The 14,546-nt window shown below is 68.4% G+C and carries 15 protein-coding genes; 6 read left to right on the forward strand and 9 right to left on the reverse strand.

Annotation, left to right across the window (positions count from 1 at the left end; translation table 11 throughout):
* Positions 1 to 30: 30 nt before the first annotated feature.
* The 3 genes from QFZ53_RS15765 to QFZ53_RS15775 are packed head-to-tail and all read right to left on the reverse strand — an operon-like array spanning position 31 to position 3,673.
* Entirely contained in the window at positions 31 to 297 is a 267-nt protein-coding gene (locus QFZ53_RS15765) for a DUF3039 domain-containing protein (protein ID WP_045256059.1), read from the reverse strand.
* Positions 298 to 338: 41 nt separating this feature from the next.
* Positions 339 to 1,904, reverse strand: coding sequence for a hypothetical protein (locus QFZ53_RS15770; RefSeq protein ID WP_307298068.1), 1,566 nt, complete (start codon positions 1,902 to 1,904; stop codon positions 339 to 341).
* Positions 1,880 to 3,673 carry an ATP-binding cassette domain-containing protein gene (locus QFZ53_RS15775; RefSeq protein WP_307298069.1) on the reverse strand — a complete coding sequence of 598 codons (1,794 nt, stop codon included), beginning with the start codon at positions 3,671 to 3,673 and terminating at the stop codon, positions 1,880 to 1,882. The genes QFZ53_RS15770 and QFZ53_RS15775 overlap by 25 nt, the downstream gene beginning before the upstream one ends.
* 252 nt (positions 3,674 to 3,925) lie before the next feature.
* Here QFZ53_RS15775 and QFZ53_RS15780 point away from each other — a divergent pair, with 252 nt between their 5' ends.
* From QFZ53_RS15780 to QFZ53_RS15800, 5 genes are all read left to right on the forward strand, one after another.
* On the forward strand, positions 3,926 to 4,618 hold the full coding sequence (locus QFZ53_RS15780; RefSeq protein WP_307298070.1) for a phosphocholine cytidylyltransferase family protein: 693 nt from the start codon (positions 3,926 to 3,928) through the stop codon (positions 4,616 to 4,618).
* A gap of 101 nt (positions 4,619 to 4,719) precedes the next feature.
* A complete protein-coding gene (locus QFZ53_RS15785; protein WP_292909225.1) occupies positions 4,720 to 5,652 on the forward strand; it encodes a hypothetical protein in 933 nt (310 codons plus the stop codon).
* A gap of 76 nt (positions 5,653 to 5,728) precedes the next feature.
* Positions 5,729 to 6,034: a hypothetical protein gene (locus QFZ53_RS15790; RefSeq protein WP_292909223.1), complete on the forward strand. Its 306-nt coding sequence runs from the start codon at positions 5,729 to 5,731 to the stop codon at positions 6,032 to 6,034.
* Positions 6,035 to 6,152: 118 nt separating this feature from the next.
* Positions 6,153 to 7,742, forward strand: a complete 1,590-nt coding sequence (locus QFZ53_RS15795) for an acyl-CoA carboxylase subunit beta (protein ID WP_373426296.1) — start codon at positions 6,153 to 6,155, stop codon at positions 7,740 to 7,742.
* The gene (locus QFZ53_RS15800; protein ID WP_292909219.1) at positions 7,739 to 7,966 is read left to right on the forward strand and encodes an acyl-CoA carboxylase subunit epsilon; all 228 of its coding nucleotides are present in this window, start codon (positions 7,739 to 7,741) and stop codon (positions 7,964 to 7,966) included. The genes QFZ53_RS15795 and QFZ53_RS15800 overlap by 4 nt, the downstream gene beginning before the upstream one ends.
* Positions 7,967 to 8,162: 196 nt before the next feature.
* On the opposite strand, the gene QFZ53_RS15805 is transcribed toward QFZ53_RS15800, so the two are convergent.
* From QFZ53_RS15805 to QFZ53_RS15830, 6 genes are all read right to left on the reverse strand, one after another.
* On the reverse strand, positions 8,163 to 9,362 hold the full coding sequence (locus QFZ53_RS15805) for an ROK family transcriptional regulator (RefSeq protein ID WP_307299427.1): 1,200 nt from the start codon (positions 9,360 to 9,362) through the stop codon (positions 8,163 to 8,165).
* Between the two features lie 314 nt (positions 9,363 to 9,676).
* A complete protein-coding gene (locus QFZ53_RS15810; RefSeq protein ID WP_307298072.1) occupies positions 9,677 to 10,684 on the reverse strand; it encodes a hypothetical protein in 1,008 nt (335 codons plus the stop codon).
* On the reverse strand, positions 10,681 to 10,845 hold the full coding sequence (locus tag QFZ53_RS15815; RefSeq protein WP_307298074.1) for a hypothetical protein: 165 nt from the start codon (positions 10,843 to 10,845) through the stop codon (positions 10,681 to 10,683). The genes QFZ53_RS15810 and QFZ53_RS15815 overlap by 4 nt, the downstream gene beginning before the upstream one ends.
* A 16-nt stretch (positions 10,846 to 10,861) precedes the next feature.
* Positions 10,862 to 11,914 (reverse strand): ATP-binding protein, encoded by a 1,053-nt coding sequence (locus QFZ53_RS15820; protein WP_307298075.1) that lies wholly within the window; start codon positions 11,912 to 11,914, stop codon positions 10,862 to 10,864.
* Between the two features lies 1 nt (position 11,915).
* Positions 11,916 to 12,566: a response regulator transcription factor gene (locus QFZ53_RS15825; protein ID WP_307298077.1), complete on the reverse strand. Its 651-nt coding sequence runs from the start codon at positions 12,564 to 12,566 to the stop codon at positions 11,916 to 11,918.
* A gap of 41 nt (positions 12,567 to 12,607) precedes the next feature.
* The gene (locus QFZ53_RS15830; RefSeq protein ID WP_307298078.1) at positions 12,608 to 13,855 is read right to left on the reverse strand and encodes a class I SAM-dependent RNA methyltransferase; all 1,248 of its coding nucleotides are present in this window, start codon (positions 13,853 to 13,855) and stop codon (positions 12,608 to 12,610) included.
* Between the two features lie 36 nt (positions 13,856 to 13,891).
* Here QFZ53_RS15830 and QFZ53_RS15835 point away from each other — a divergent pair, with 36 nt between their 5' ends.
* On the forward strand, positions 13,892 to 14,530 hold the full coding sequence (locus QFZ53_RS15835; protein ID WP_307298080.1) for a Maf family protein: 639 nt from the start codon (positions 13,892 to 13,894) through the stop codon (positions 14,528 to 14,530).
* Positions 14,531 to 14,546 lie beyond the last annotated feature (16 nt).

Raw genomic sequence — 14,546 nt, forward strand, 5'->3', positions numbered from 1 at the left:
GACCCCCTCGGGTCCCCAGCGAGTCGAAGGTCAGCCGACCATCGACTCGTAGATCTCCTTGCACGTGGGGCAGATCGGGAACTTCTCCGGGTCGCGACCCGGGGTCCACTTCTTGCCGCACAGCGCGCGCACCGGCTTGCCGGTGATCGCGGACTCGAGGATCTTGTCCTTCTTCACGTAATGCGAGAAACGCTCGTGGTCGCCCGGCTCGAGATTCTCTTCGCGGAGAAGCTCTTCCAGTTCGCGATCAAGCGTTGTCACGCCGCCCTGATCGGGGCTGTCCAACGGAGTACTCATCCCGCGAGTCTAGTCGCGTCAGCGCGTGCGCGGGCGGCGTCTCAGGCCGTCTCGACGAACTCCATCAGCCGCTCTCCGTCGCGCTCGAACACCTTTCCACCCAGAGCCGTCCCGATGAGAAGCGCGCCGATGCCCGTGCCGACCCCCGCCCACAGCGTCGCGGGTGCGTACTGCGAGCCCTCGACGATCGTGAGCACGAAGAGCCAGATGGTCGGGATGCTCAACACGATCGCGCCGAGGAAGGCGGATGCCGGGCCGAACGCACCACGGGACGTCGGCCGCTGCGGCTGCTGGAACGGGCTGTCCCCCGGACGCGAGACCGCATAAGGGGCCATCACCGAGACGACGCTGGAGATGCCGAGAGCGGAGAGCAGCAGACTCGCCGCCAGTCCGGTCAGTGGGAAGAGCAGTCGCCAGTCGGCGATCCACAGCAACGTCAGGGGCACGGCGATCGCGAGCACCGGGATCGCGACCAGCATCACAGGCACCAGCCGTCCCAAGCGGTCGGGGATGCCGCGCACGCCGCTGGCGATGTGCGTCCACAGTGCGGTCGAGTCGTAGGCGACGTCGTTGTGCGGGAGCCAGCCGAAGAACAGCGCCATCACGGGAACGGGCACCAGCGCGGCGATCTCGAGGGGAACCCCTGCGACGAGGAGCGGGAACACGCTGAGGACACCGGCCACAGGAACCACGACGATGTTCACGATGTAGCGGCGGTCGCGGAACCAGTACACGAGGCTGCGCGCGGCGATCGCGCCGAAGGCGTTGGAGGGAAGAAGGCCGAACCAGCCGAGTCCCGTGCGTTCACGTGACGCGAAGGGTCGCGCGGTCGTCGTGAGCAGGCGGCGCACGAGCCACGTCCAGGCGCCCCAGCAGAAGACTGCGGTCGCCACCGCGATGATTCCGCTCGCCCAGGCACCTGCCGTGTCATCGAGGGCGACCGCGAACAGGAAGCCGGACGGCGCGGCGAAGGGTGTGAGCCCGACCGTGCCGGTCACGGACGCCACCGTCGCAGGGACGTGGCCGTCCCACCGCAGCGAGGCGAAGAAGACGGCCACGGGGAAGGCGATCACGATGACGGCGAGGGCGAAGAGCGAGGTGAGTTCGCGCGATCGGCGCTCCGGCAGCAGCAGGGCGTTGATCGCCATGCCGATCCTCGCCGCGAGCAGCGTGGTCACGACCCCGATGAACGTCATCGGCACCGCCGCGAACCATGGAGTGCCGAGCCGGATGGCCACCACGCACACGCACACGTTCACTGCGACGACGGCGAGACTCGGCACGCTGACGAAGGCGGCCAGAGCCAGAATCCACGGCATGCGTCGCTCATCGACGCCGAATACGGCGAATCTGCGCGGGTCGAGCTGATCGGCCGCCCCGACGAGGATCGGCCCGATGAGGAAGCCGAGCAGGATCGCCGCTCCCCCGAGCACGACCACCGTGCGTGCCACGGCCACAGGAGCCTGGTCGAGGCTGAGCACGGCGGCGCAGACGACGACTGTCAGGATCACGACGATCGCGAGCGCGCCGATCGTGCGAAGGCGGCGTTCGCCGCGCAGAGCGCCGATCAGCAGCGCCGCTCTCAGTCGGAGAACGTGTGCAGCCACTCGAGCCCCTCCACCTCACCGCTGGATCCTGCGAGCTCCACGAACCGCGATTCGAGAGTCTGTCCGGCTCTGACCTCATCGATCGTGCCTTCGGCGAGAACATCGCCTCCGACGATGATCGCGACGCGAGAGCACACCCTTTCGACCAGGTCCATGCCGTGGCTCGAGAGGATCACGGTTCCGCCATGAGCGACGTACGCCCGCAGGATGTCCAGGATCACGGCGGACGACACCGGGTCGACGGCTTCGAACGGCTCATCGAGCACGAGCACCCTCGGCGAGTGGATCATCGCTCCGGCGAGCATGATCTTCTTCGTCATGCCCGCCGAGTAGTCGGACACGACGCGGCTGAGCGCGTCGCCGAGGTCGAAGGCGCGCGCCAGGTCGGCGACGCGCTTCTCGATCACGTTCGCGGCCAGTCCGCGCAGCAGACCGTAATAGTAGAGGAGCTGGCGCCCGGTGAGGCGGTCGAAGGTGCGCAGCCGGTCGGGCAGCACGCCCATCACGCGTTTGGCGGCGAGGGGCTGCGTCGACTGATCGATGCCGCAGATCACGATCTCGCCGGAGTCCGCGCGCAGCAGCCCGGCGACGATCGACAGCGTCGTCGTCTTGCCCGCACCGTTCGGACCCACGATCCCGTAGAACGAGCCGGCGGGGACCGTGAGGTCGATGCCGTTGACGGCGACGTGGTCGCCGAAGGTCTTGACCAGGCGGCGGATCCGGATGGCCTCCGACCCCGCATCCGCCGGAGGAACCGAAGGAGCGGATGTGTCGACGAACGGCTCCGCGGAATCCTCGATCACGCCTGCGGCGCTGGCTGTCTCCGATTCGGATGCCGCGGACAGGTCTGCGTCAGACGCCTCAGGCGCCTCGACGGGCGCTTCGGGCGCCGACGGGACTGACGCCTCGGCAGAGGCCCGGTCGATGCCGGGCTCTTCGAGAGGCGCTTCCTCGACGGGAGCCTGAGGCGCCGGCCCCGGCGCCTCGACGAGCGCTTCTTCGGCGGGCGCGTGCTCGACGAGACCTGTTTCTTCGACGGCGGTCTCCTCGACGACAGGCTCTTCCACGACGGCCTCCTCCGCTTGGGACCCCTCCTCGACGGATTCTTCCACGGGGTGGTCGCGGTGCGGAACATCCGCGGCTTGAGAGATCTCCCCTGCGTCGGACGGCTTCGCCTCGGCCGAGAGCTCGACCGCCTCCGCGTCATTCACGACCGCGGCTTCTTCCGCCGCCTTCGCGGCCGCGGCCTTCTTCGCCGCCGCGGTCTTGGCCGCCGTGACCGCAGCCGCCGTCTTCGCCGTGTTGCGCTTCGCAGCGGCGGTGCGCGCCGTGGACTTCGCGGCGGCCGCGCGCTCGGCTGCGGTCTTGGCCGCAGCGGTCTTCGTCGCGGCGGAGATCGAGGGACGCCTCGCAGCGGACTTCGTGGGCTCTGAACCCGCCTTCGCCGCCGCCGTGCCTGCGCTCGTGCGCGCCGGCTTCGCGGAGGTCCGCGCGGTGGAGTTCTTCGCCGCGGCCGCGCGAGCAGCGGCCGCGGTCGGCTTCTTCTCGGCGCCGTTCTTCCGGGCGCCGTCGTTCGCGCCGGCATCAGCCTTCGCCGCCCGCTCCGACACCTCTTCGAGGGACGCCGTCGCGTTCTGCGCAGCCGTTCGAGCCGGCGCGCGCTTCGCCGGCGGTTTGCGGGCCGGCGTCTTCCTGGCCGGCGTCTTCTTCGCAGGCGTGCTCGCGGCGTCAGCCACCTCGGGGGTGCGGTCGTCGGGGGAAGCAGTCACCGTCCGAGGGTATCAACCGAGCCCGACGATGCTCGGCTCGACTCAGCTTTTCCCCTGCTGATGTCCGCGTGTAACCTGAGGATCGGCGGGCACGCTCCGAATCTGAGTGTTCCGTGTGTACTCGGTCACGAAATGGCAACAGGGCCTTCCAGCCCCTGGGGTTCCCAGGGTCGATGGCTACCATGAAATCGGCACGACGAAGTGTCTGGTCGGTGAACCGACCGTGAACACACTCTTCCTTTAGGAGCTCTCGTGACTCTTCAGACCGTCATCCTCGCAGCCGGAATGGGCTCGCGCCTGGGCCGTGCACTGCCGAAGCCGCTCACCGAGCTCAGCGACGGACGCACGATCATGCGCCAACAGCACGACAACATCCGCGCCGCATTCGGCACCGATGCGCGCATCACCACGGTTGTGGGCTACCGCGCGGAGACCATCATCGAGGCCTTCCCTCACGTCAACTACGTGCACAACGAGCGCTACGACGAGACCAACACCTCGAAGAGCCTGCTGCGCGCCCTCGGCGCGACCGGCAAGTCCGGCGTGCTGTGGATGAACGGCGACGTGGTCTTCGACCCGATGATCCTCGGCCGCGCGGCCGCCTACATCGAGCGCGACCAGTCGTTCGTCACCGTCAACACCTCGAAGGTCAGCGACGAAGAGGTGAAGTACACGGTCACCGCCGAGGGCTTCATCAACGAGCTGTCCAAGACCGTCAAGGGCGGCCTCGGCGAGGCCGTGGGCATCAACTACATCTCGTCGGCGCACAAGAAGGCCTTCATGCGCCAGCTGCAGCGCGTCGAGGACCAGGATTACTTCGAGCGAGGCCTCGAGCTCGCGATCGCCGAGGACGGCATCCTGCTCGAGCCGATGGACGTGTCCGACCTGTACGCCGTCGAGGTCGACTTCGCCGAGGACCTCGAGCGGGCGAACCTCTTCGTCTGACTTCTCACGACGGGCCCCTGAGTCTGTCGAAGAATGCCCGGTCTCCGCAAGGGGGGCGGGCATTCGGCGTTTTCGCGGCGTGCGTCTCTAGGATCGAACGCATGGGGAACAAGGTGCACAAGATCCACTCCCTGCCCGACGGATCGCCGTGGGACAAGGGAGTGCCGCCCGTGGGATCGACCGAGCATCCGCTCATGGTCCGCGGACTCGACCGCGTGCTGTCGATCCAGCGTCCGATCGTGCTCGCGCACATCCGCAGCATCCGCCTTCGGCATCCACGGGCCACACCCGAGGAGATCATCCGCATCCTCGAGAAGCGATACCTCACGGCCGTGACCACGGGCGGCGCCGCCGTCGGCGCCACCGCCGTGATCCCCGGAATCGGCACGGGCGTGACGCTGGCGCTGTCGGGTGTCGAGACCGTCGGCTTCGTCGAATCGACCGCGCTGTTCGCGCAGTCCATCGCGGAGGTGCACGGCATCGCCGTCGCCAACCCGGATCGCGCGAGGGCCCTGGTGATGACGCTCATGCTCGGCAAGGAGGGTGTGGCGCTCGTGGGCCAGCTGGCAGGTCAGGCGACCGGTCGCGGTGGAACGCGCTCGTCGTACTGGGGCGAACTGGTGACGAAGTCGCTCCCCCGCGCCGCTGTCGGGCCGATGGTCGATCGGCTCAAGAGCATGTTCCTGAAGCAGTTCGCCACCAGGGGCGGAGCGTCGTTCCTCGGCAAGGCCATGCCTTTCGGAGTCGGAGCCGTGATCGGCGGAACCGGCAATCACATCCTCGGGCGGCGGGTGCTCACGACCTCCCACCGTGCATTCGGAACCCCTCCAACGACCCTGCCTGCAGAGCTCGAGCCCGTCGACGGCGCCGAGAAGCTCGAGCTCCGGATGCTGCACGGCGCCCAGTACGTCGGGAACGCGGTCGCAGGGGCCGCGGGCACGGCGGCGCGCGGGGTGACCTGGGCCGGGCGGAAGGCTCTGTCCGTGGGACGTCGCACGAACGTGGACTCGTCCTCCACCTCCCCGCAGGAATAGCGAGTTCCCCACAGAAGGCGTGACGGGCACTCGCTCTCGCCTTCTCCCGTCGGATGCCGCTCTTAACGTGGCGCCCATGTTGAGACCAGTCGATCCCTCAGACGTCCCGCCGCCCGTCGCCTACCGGGTGCCCTGGCACGTGTCGCGCGAAGACTCCGCGCATCCGGTCGTGATCAACCAGAGCTCCGAGGCCGCGGACTTCGTGCGCGTCTTCCGCGGCGATCGCGGCAGGAACGAGACGACCCAGCTATGGGGCCAGGTGCTGCCTGCGGAGCGCATGGAACTCTGCCTGTGCTCCGCCGACCTCGACGAGGTGGTCGTGACCCTCGCCTGGTTCCGGCAGAGCGACGGGCTGGAGTACGTGTGGCGATTCGTCGTGTGACCCGAATGGCTTCTCTTGACGCACGACCGGCGATGCGTGGCCGAGCGCCAAAGGATCACGGGTCGCGTTGTGGCGAGCATCCAACGGTCCGCGCGACCCCCGCGCTAGGGTGGAATCCGTGACGGAACAGCCCGAACTCTTGACCACCGCCGGCCGCATCGCAGATCTTCGTGCCCGCTACGACGAAGCCGTCGTCGACGCAGAGAAGATCGCGAAGGAGAAGCAGCACGCGAAGGGCAAGATGACTGCCCGCGAGCGCATCGAGCTCCTCGTCGACCCCGGGAGCTTCGTCGAGTTCGACGAGTACGTTCGTCACCGCACGACCGCGTTCGGAATGGACCGCAACCGTCCTTACGGCGACTCGGTGGTCACGGGCATCGGCACGATCCACGGCCGCACCGTCGCCGTCTACTCTCAGGACTTCACCACCTTCGGCGGCTCGCTCGGCGAGGTCTCCGGCGACAAGATCATCAAGATCATGGAGTTCGCGCTCACCAGCGGCGTGCCGATCATCGGCATCCTCGACTCGGGCGGCGCCCGGATCCAGGAGGGTGTCCTCGCGCTCAGCAAATACGGCGAGATCTTCCGCCTCAACACCCGCTCCTCGGGCGTCATCCCGCAGATCTCCATCATCATGGGCCCTGCGGCCGGCGGTGCGGTCTACGGACCCGCCCTGACCGACTTCGTGATCATGGTCGACAAGACCAGCCAGATGTTCGTGACCGGCCCGGACGTGATCAAGACCGTCACAGGCGAGGACGTGGGCATGGAGGAGCTGGGCGGTGCGCTCACGCACAACACCCGCTCCGGTGTCGCGCACTACCTCGCCGAAGACGAGGACGACGCGATCGACTACGCGCGCACGCTGCTCAGCTTCCTGCCCGACAACAACATGGCCGAGATCCCGAGCTACGAGAGCGGCTTCGAGTGGGAGACGACGGATGCCGATCGCACTCTGAACACGATCATCCCCGATTCCGCCAACCAGCCCTACGACATCCACACCGTCATCGAGCACGTCGTCGACGCCGGTGATTTCATCGAGGTGCAGCCGCTGTTCGCGCCGAACATCGTGATCGGCTTCGGTCGTGTCGAGGGCCGCTCTGTGGGAATCATCGCCAACCAGCCGTCGCAGATGGCGGGCACGCTGAACATCGAAGCCGGCGAGAAGGCGAGCCGTTTCGTGCGGTTCTGCGATGCGTTCTCCGTCCCGATCGTGACCCTGGTCGACGTGCCGGGATACCTTCCTGGCACCGATCAGGAGTGGACCGGCGTGATCCGCCGCGGCGCCAAGCTCATCTACGCGTACGCCGAGGCCACCGTGCCGCTGGTCACCGTGATCCTCCGGAAGGCTTACGGCGGCGCCTACATCGTGATGGGCTCGAAGCAGCTCGGTGCTGATGTGAACCTCGCGTGGCCGACGGCCGAGATCGCAGTCATGGGCGGCCAGGGCGCCGTGAACATCCTGTACCGCGGTGAGATCAAGAAGGCCGAAGAGGCGGGCGAAGACGTCGCCGCGGTGCGCACGCGACTTGCCAACGAGTACACCTACAGCGTCACTAGCCCGTTCCTCGCGGCCGAACGTGGCGAGATCGACGGCATCATCGAGCCTGCCAACACGCGGGTCTCGATCGCGAAGGCTCTGCGGGCACTGCGCGGAAAGCGGGCAGAGCTGCCCCCCAAGAAGCACGGGAACATTCCGCTGTGATCACCGAGCGTCCGGAACACCAGCCGCCGACGATCGAGATCCTGCGCGGCACGGCCACAGAAGAAGAGCTGGCGGCCCTCATCGCCGTGGTCAGCAACGCTTATGCGCAGGAGGAAGCGGGCGCCGTCGCCGTCGAGCGGCAGACCTCTGCCTGGCAGCGCACGCAGCGGCCTCTGCGCAGGCCCCTCCGCCGTGACATCCCATGGGGCCGTTTCGCGGGCTGACCCGAGACGAGAGTCTGCCGATCACGAGAGCCTGCGGATCCGTGAGCCCCCCAGCTCACGGATCACGCAGACGGACTGTGCCGAAATCCGATGCGGGATTCAGATGCCGCGCATCGCCCCAGATCGGCGTACAACCAATACTACATCGATTAGAGATATTGTTTCAAGCGCGCTCTCGTCGCTCTCTTCGCCGGGCTCAGTCCTCGAGATACAGGTCGGACGCCCGAGGGGTCAGCACGGCGTCGAGCACCACGCACGCCGCGCCGACTGCGCCGACATCGTCGCCGACCACGGTTCCCTCTACCGGCAGCTGTCGTACTGCACGGGTCGCGCTGCGGCGGTCGAGAGCGGGCGGGATCTCTTCGAGGTAGACGGATGCCAGACGAGACCAGAACGGCCCTCCGAGCACGACGCGGTCGACATCGAACGCGTTCGTGAGCACCGAGATGAGCACGGACAGGTGCGCCGCCGCCCGGCGCAGCACCTGGAGAGCCTGCAGATCTCCGGCAGACGCTCGGGCGCACAACTGCGTGAACCGCACCTCCACCGCCTCGACATCATTGCCTTCGCGGTCGTCGGGGAAGACGCCTGCGCTCTCCGCCTGCTCGACGATCGCCTGGGGAGTGCACACCACGTCGACGCACCCGCGCAGCCCGCACGCGCACATCGGCCCGTCCGGATCGACGACGATGTGCCCGATCTCCCCGAAGTTCCGGGAGCTGCCCCGCTCGGCCTCACCACCGCGCACCAAGGAGGCCCCGATGCCGGTTCCCAGGTAGACGAAGAGGAAGGAATCGTCGGCAGGACCGTTGCCGGTCCACAACTCGCCGACGGCCGCGGCGGTCGTGTCCTTCTCCAGTGCGACGGCGAACCCGGTCGCTTCGGCGAGGACGGCGCGGAGCGGGACGCGATGCCATCCGTGCAGCTTGGGCGGGTCGATCACGGTGCCTCGCGCGGCATCGAGCGGGCCGGGTGCGGCGACGCCGACGCCCGCGACCGCCTCTCGATCGATGCCGGCGTCAGCGATCATCGCCTCGATCGCCTGCGCCATGACGTCGACGATGCGGCGGGGGTCCTTCGCCGGCGTGCGCACGACGCGGCGCCGGACTACGGCACCCGAAAGGTCGAGCAGGACGAGCGTGATCACCGCCGGATCGAGGTGGACACCGATCGAGAACCGGCTGTCCGCCACCAGTCGAAGAATCACACGCGGCTTGCCGGGGCCGTTGATGGCCCTGCCCGCCTCGGCGATCAGTCCGTCGTCCAGGAGGCGCCGCGTGATGTTCGTGACGGTCTGAGCGGAGAGCCCGGTGGCCGCCGCCAGCTCGATCCGGCTCACGCCCTCGACCGATCTGCGGATCGCCTCGAGGATCACCGCCTGGTTGAAGTCGCCCATGCGGGGAAGATTGGTGCCGCGACGCATGCCCATCGTCCTATCCTCCCCCATTCCCCCTCAGACTATTGGCCAGAATTTGTCCCCCAAAATACCTACAGACAAGCCTTGTCAGAAGAGTGAGACTTAGTAAGACGCTTCGCGTTCGGCTGGTCTCTCTGTCCCAGGGTAGACAGACGGTGACCGGCCACCAGCGGACAGTTTTCGGGTAACTGGGCCGCAACGGCGAGGGGCGGGCGGCTTCGCCGCCCCTCGCCCACTCCTACTGACCTCGGTTCTGACTTCCTCCCCCGATCAGAACCGAGGCGGGCGAGGGATCAGGAGTTCGCGTCCCTCAGAATCTCGTGCCAGAGATCCACCGCATCGTCGTCGCTCGATGATCCGGCGCTCGCGCGACCCACCACTGTCACCGCGACGCGGTCGTCTCGCGCGGCGCGGATGATGACGCGGTCAGCGTGAGCGTCCGCCAGGACACCGGCGAGTTCATCGCGGATCTCGGCTCGCCGGCCCTCCTCGATCTCGTCGAGGCCGCCCTCGTCGAACACCGTGACGGCGACGCCGCGTCGGCGCGCATCGGCGATCGCATCGCGCACGGCGTCGTTCAGAAGACTCGCCCCCCGCAGCTCATCTCGCAGCCGTCCTTCCGCCAGGCGCGCCTCGAGCCGCTCATCCTCGTCGAGAGCTCCGTGCGAGGCGACGACGCGGCTGAGCACGGGGCCAGCGACGGCCAGCGCGAACTGCGTGCGCAGGCGACGCTCGCGCTGTCGCACCTGTTGGGTCGCATGCCAGGCGGACACTGCCTGCTGGATGTCGGCGAGCCGCTCGGTGTCACGGATGGCCCGATCCCAGAACATCACGAGAAGCCATGCGACCGCCACCCACATGATCGAGCCGACGAGGCCCAGCGACAGCGCGCTGAGGATCCCGAGATGGATCCAGCATGTGGCGATCAGAGCGGTCAGGCTCAACGTCGCGATCAGAAGGCGCCGACGCACGACGAGGACCACGCCCAGCAGCCCGATCGCGCCGATGTACCAGGTCGCGAACGGCGCCGTGCGATGCGCGACCGCGAGAGAGTGCGTCGCGAGGCTCGGGATGACGACGCTGGAGACTCCTGCGAGGATCGCGACCCACAAAGGCATCCGAACGGACACGGCGGAATCCCACAGGATCGCCATGTTGACCGTCACCAGATAGAGCACCACTGCGAGCAGCATCAACAGTGGCGCGTCGGGCTGCTCGATCCACCACACTCCGCGGGCCGCGAAGTACATCGCGAATCCGATGCTGAGCAGGGTCGCGACGCTGCGCACCGTGCGGTTCACGAGAGCTCCCAGCCGAGGGTCACGACGGTTCCCGACTCGTCCGAGTCGATCCGCGCGGTGCCGGCGACGCCTGCCATGCGAGCGAAGATAGATGCGCGGATGCCGAGGCGATCCGCGCCGATCTCCTCGAGGACGAACCCGGGACCGCGGTCACTGATCACGACGGAGATGCCGTCGTCACCGTGTCCTTCGACGACGATGTGCAGGCCGCGGCCGCCGGCGTGGGCGACCGAGTTCCCCAGCCCCTGCCTCGCCGCGAGCACGAGGGCGCGGGCGACTCGGCCCGGCATCATTCCCATGACGCCTCGTTCTTCGACGATGGCATCGGCGCCGAGCTCCGACAGCGCCCGTCTCAGCTCCACGACGATCTGCACGGCCGCAACCGGCTCGTCGCTGCCCTCCTCCGCCACGGGCGGCCTCGGTGTTGGCGAGGCGCGTGAGAGCCTCGCGCGCCATCGCCACCGCGAGATCACGAGCACGCTCGCTCTCGGCGCGTTCGCCCGCGATGAGGGCGGCCAGCACGCTGTCGTGCATCAGGGCCGACATGGTGATGCGCTCCTCCTCCGCCGCCGCCGCCGCCGCGGCAGCGGCATACGACGAGACGGCGCGCCCGCGCACGTCGTCGACGCCGGCAGCCACCGACCGGAACATCCATCCCAGCGAGATGATCACGAGGCCGAGGATCAGCGTGAACGAGACGTCGAACGCCGTCGTGACCCAGAATGCGCTCGAGAATTCGCCCTGCACCAGACGCACGTAACCGTAGACGAAGGGCATCCCGGCAGCCCAGACGAACTGCAGCCAGAGCGGGAAGGCGAGCATCGCCGCGACGACTCCGACGTTGACGAGGAAGAAGATCCACGGCTGCTCTGAAGCCGCGCTGTCCCCCTGGCCGATCACGGGCCAGGCTGCGAGCGCGAGCACGTAAGCGATCGCGAAGGCCCCCGAGGTCGTGCGCACCCCACGTCCGATCAGGCATGCGATCAGCATCGCGACGAAAGGCACGAAGACCACGAGCAGCATCACGATTAGAGCCGAGTCGGCCCGCGACAACGTCGTGAGCGCCGAGATCAGCGCTTGCGCGCCCAGCACCGCTGAGCCGATCGCGACGACGGTCGCGAGGATCCGCTCCATGCGCTTGCCGGTGAACCGCTCGAAACCGGTCTCGACGCTCCCGGGCGACGGGATCTTGCTCCACGCGTCACGGATGCTGACCGGCTCGGCGGTCACGCTAGGCTCCGTCGGGCGCGTAGATGCCGTCTTCCATGGCCCGGCGCATCAGATCGACCTTGGTCGACGCCGGCCGGCCGACGCCGACGTACTTCACCCGGATGCGGGAGATGTTCTCCTTGGCTGTGGAGTAGGCGACGCCGAGTCGTTCCGCGACGGCCTTGAGCGGAAGACCGGTGGCGTACAGGCGCAGCACCTCCCTTTCGCGGGTGGAGAGCTGGGCGTCGGCGAAGTCCCGATCACCGTCGACGGCGCTGGCCCATTCGACGTTGTTGAGCGCCTCCCCCTGGGCGACGGTGCGGATCGCATCGAGCACATCGTCGAGGGCCGAGGACTTGCTGACGACCCCGGCGGCTCCCGCGACCAGGGCCTCGCGGACGGCTGCGGGGCGGTCGGCAACGCTGTGGATGACGACGCTCGCCCCATCGGCGACGATCGACGCGACGTTCTCGGTGACCGTGGTGCCGTCTCCGAGTGTGAGATCGAGCACGACGACGTCGGCAGGCGCCTGACCGGACGCCTTGCGCCAGAGGAGATACGACGCGACGGTGCTGCCGGAGAACACCACCGTCTGCTCGCCGTCGCGCGCGCACGCGGCCTCAAGCCCGAGGCGGACGGACTCGTGATCATCGATGAGGGCGACCCTGCTCATCCCCACAGCCTAGTGAGTTCGTCCAGATGCTTGATCTTCGGTCATCGGGTCAGCAGCGCGACGACCTCGAAGTGGTGCGAGTGCGGGAAGAGGTCGAAGGCGCGCATGCGCGGCACCTGCCAGCCGAGCGCGCGGAAGGTTCCGAGGTCCCGCGCCAGCGCCACGGGATCGCAGGCCACGTACGCGATGGCCTCGGGCGACATCGCGTGCAGTGCCTCGACGACCGCTCGCCCCGCACCCGAACGCGGCGGGTCGAGCACGATGGCACCGGCGCCGGTGCGCGGCGCGCCCGCGAGGAACCTGTCCACACGGGCTGTCGCCGCAGTCACCGCGAGCGGCGCGAGGTTCGCCCTCGCGTGCTCGGTCGCCCTCGCGCTCGACTCGACGGTCACGATGTCCTTGGCTCCGAGGTCGGCGAGAGTCGCGGCGAACAGTCCCACGCCGCCATACAGGTCGTAGTGGGTCGCCGACTCATCGACGTGATCTTCGAGCAGCCCGTACACGGCGGCGTCGAGGACGGATGCCGCGCGCGGATGCACCTGCCAGAAGCCGTCGGCGTCGACCTGGAACCGCCGGGCCCCGACCTGCTCGTGAACCGTCTCGTGCGCGCGGCGCGGCGGGTGCCCGCGCCCGTGACGGCGTTCGACGTCCTTCCGACGGACGGCATCTTCCCGGCGGATGACGCGTACGCGGCCATCGGCCGGCTCGACGAGTTCGATGCGCCCCGGCTTGCCGCCGGTCAATCCGGCGGCGGCTTCGGCGATCGCAGGGCGAGCCAGAGGGTGCGCGCCGACCTCGATCACCCGATGGCTGCGGGCGGCGAACGGGCCCACTCGCCCCTCGTCGTCGACGTGCAGCGTGACCCGGGTGCGCCAGCCCGTGCCATCCGTCGAGTCCACCGGCTCGATCTCCGGAGCCTCCACCCCTTCGCCGGCGAACCGGTCGAGCGCTTCCGAGAGCACCTGTCGCTTGAGAATGCGCTGGTGGGCGAGGTCGATGTGGCCGAGGTCGGCGCCACCAGGACGATCGGCGGGCGCGCGCGAGACGTCGGCCTCCGCCCAGACGTGAGGCCGGCGGTGCTCGGACGCTTCCAGCACCTCGACGGTCTCCGCGCGCCAGAAGCTCTTCGAATCATCGGTCGAGGACGCATCCAGACGAGCACGAACGCGCTCTCCGGGGATCGCATCGGAGACGAACACCACTCGTCCCTCGTGGCGGGCGATGAAGGTGCCGCCGTGCGCGATGCCGGTGATGTCCAGATCGAGCGTCCGGGATGAGGAGGAGGTCATCCCTCCAGGATACGGCGGGCCGCTACGGTGGTGAGCATGCGCGTGTGCCTCGCCTCCACCTCCCCCGCTCGTCTGATGCTGCTACGTCAAGCCGGCATAGAACCGCTGACGCTCTCGCCCGAGGTCGATGAGGACGCGGTTGCCGCCGCTGCGGCGGCGCAGCGAGGGGCGGAGCTGGCTCCGGACGAACTCGTCCTGCTGCTCGCCCGCTCGAAGGCGCGAGACGTCGCCGAACGCCTCGCGGCGTCGGGCGACTTCGACGGCATCGTGATCGGCGGCGACTCGATGTTCGAGATCGGCGGGCGCGTCTACGGCAAGCCTTACACGGCGGAAGAGGCGACCCGGCGCTGGCGGGAGATGCGCGGAGCCACCGGCATCCTGCACTCCGGTCATTCCGTCCACCGGGTCTCACCGGGTGAAGCACCCATCGAGCGGACAGCCGTGGCTGCGGCATCCGTCACCTTCGCCGACGACATCACCGACGCCGAGATCTCGGCGTACGTCGCATCCGGTGAACCGCTGCACGTCGCCGGCGCCTTCACGGTAGACAGTCTGGGCGGTGCCTTCATCACCCGTGTCGACGGCGACCCCTCCACCGTCGTCGGCATGTCGTTGTCGACCGTCCGCCGACTCGCCGCCGAGCTGGACGTGACCTGGACCGATCTGTGGTCGTAGGCTCCCGACACGTTTC

Origin of the sequence: Microbacterium natoriense, from assembly GCF_030816295.1 — a bacterium.
Classification (GTDB): domain Bacteria; phylum Actinomycetota; class Actinomycetes; order Actinomycetales; family Microbacteriaceae; genus Microbacterium; species Microbacterium natoriense_A.

What these genes read in the sequence shown, in the direction of transcription:
- QFZ53_RS15765 (WP_045256059.1), bottom strand. Translation starts at nt 297, where the DNA reads ATGAGTACTCCGTTGGACAGCCCCGATCAGGGCGGCGTGACAACGCTT.
- QFZ53_RS15785 (WP_292909225.1), top strand. Translation starts at nt 4,720, where the DNA reads ATGGGGAACAAGGTGCACAAGATCCACTCCCTGCCCGACGGATCGCCG.
- QFZ53_RS15790 (WP_292909223.1), top strand. Translation starts at nt 5,729, where the DNA reads ATGTTGAGACCAGTCGATCCCTCAGACGTCCCGCCGCCCGTCGCCTAC.
- QFZ53_RS15805 (WP_307299427.1), bottom strand. Translation starts at nt 9,362, where the DNA reads ATGGGCGACTTCAACCAGGCGGTGATCCTCGAGGCGATCCGCAGATCG.
- QFZ53_RS15825 (WP_307298077.1), bottom strand. Translation starts at nt 12,566, where the DNA reads ATGAGCAGGGTCGCCCTCATCGATGATCACGAGTCCGTCCGCCTCGGG.
- QFZ53_RS15830 (WP_307298078.1), bottom strand. Translation starts at nt 13,855, where the DNA reads ATGACCTCCTCCTCATCCCGGACGCTCGATCTGGACATCACCGGCATC.
- QFZ53_RS15835 (WP_307298080.1), top strand. Translation starts at nt 13,892, where the DNA reads ATGCGCGTGTGCCTCGCCTCCACCTCCCCCGCTCGTCTGATGCTGCTA.